A 1389-nucleotide genomic window follows, 5' to 3' on the forward strand; every position below is an offset into this window, starting at 1 on the left:
GCTCCGTTTCAATCCAACCTGAAAGGATGCCGCCGCCGAGCCCGACGATCGGGTTGCCGACACCGCTCGCGTGAATTGCGAAAAGTCCACCGCCTCCGTAGCCATCTCTCGCTTTCGGCGTTATTGACGCCGCCCGGCCCTCGCGCCTCTGCACGGCAAATTTCACGCATCCGGAATATTGAGGTTTCTCATGAGCGACGGTTGGAACGAGTCCGCGAGCGCCTGGATCGCCGCGCAGGGCGAACGCGGAGATTTTGGGCGTGAGCATGTGCTCGATCCCGTGATGATCGAACGAATATCGGGCAGGCGCTTCGAGCGCGCGCTTGATGTAGGCTGTGGCGAAGGACGTTTTTGCCGCGTGCTCGCATCGAAGAACATTTCCGTCGTCGGAATTGATCCCACGGAAGATCTAATCTCTCGCGCGCGTCAGCGAGATCCGGCAGGGGATTATCGCATCGGGAGAGCGGAAGCCCTCCCTTTCGACGCGGACAGCTTCGATCTCATCGTCAGCTATTTGACGCTCATCGATATCGCCGACTTCCGCGGCGGATTGACGGAGATGGTGCGCGTGCTAAAGCCCGGCGGAACCTTGTTGATCGCCAATTTGAACAGTTTCATCAGTTCCTGTTCGAGAGGCTGGATCAAGGATCAGGACGGCTCCGGGCCATATTATGCGGTCGACCGCTATCTGGAAGAGTTTCCCGAATGGGCGGAATGGTCGGGCATTCGCGTTGAAAACTGGCATCGACCGTTGTCCTCATACATGAAAGAGCTGCTTTCACTCGGACTTACGCTGACGTTCTTCGACGAGCCGCAACCGCGGTCGGGATATGATCCGGCGTTGCATGCGAAATATCGCCGTGCACCTTGGTTCCTCGTGATGGAATGGCAGCGTCCGAAGGACTTTCCATAGATAGTTTCCCCGATTCATGAGTTTTTGCGTGTCCTCGAACTGCATCGTCGCGCCAGACGAACAATTCGCGTCCATGTTCTCCGCGGCTCCACGACTCGATCCGACAGGCGTGAATATGCGACGCAAAGCCCGCTTTCGCTGGATCCTTCGGCGGCGCTCTGTAGAATACGACAATGGAAATCACGACATTAATCACAAAGCGGCTACGCCTTCGCAGCTGGCGCGACTCGGACCTCCAGCCGTTCGCTGCGCTCAACGCCGATCTATGCGTCATGAAATACTTTTCTCAACCGCTTGAGCGTGCTCGGAGCGACGCGTTCGCCGAGCGCGCCCAAGCAGAACTCCTCGAGCGTGGCTTCGGTCTATGGGCTGTCGAAGCGCCAAGCGTGGCGCCATTCCTCGGATATGTCGGATTAGCTGAGCCCGTTTTCAGCGCGCATTTCACGCCCTGCATCGAAATCGGCTGGCGTCTGGCC

2 protein-coding genes are annotated in these 1389 nt (G+C 58.2%); both read left to right on the forward strand.

Annotated elements, in window-relative coordinates:
• Nucleotides 1–190 precede the first annotated feature (190 nt).
• Nucleotides 191–913: a class I SAM-dependent methyltransferase gene (locus A1351_RS05075; RefSeq protein ID WP_064032403.1), complete on the forward strand. Its 723-nt coding sequence runs from the start codon at nt 191–193 to the stop codon at nt 911–913.
• Between the two features lie 173 nt (nt 914–1086).
• Nucleotides 1087–1389: GNAT family N-acetyltransferase (locus A1351_RS23735; RefSeq protein ID WP_157096120.1), on the forward strand; the 303-nt coding region annotated here is incomplete at its 3' end.

Source organism: Methylosinus sp. R-45379 (genome assembly GCF_001644125.1).
GTDB lineage: Bacteria > Pseudomonadota > Alphaproteobacteria > Rhizobiales > Beijerinckiaceae > Methylosinus.

Bases quoted from the DNA above. Each gene is read 5' to 3' on its own strand.
- A1351_RS05075 (WP_064032403.1), top strand. From the start codon at position 191: ATGAGCGACGGTTGGAACGAGTCCGCGAGCGCCTGGATCGCCGCGCAG.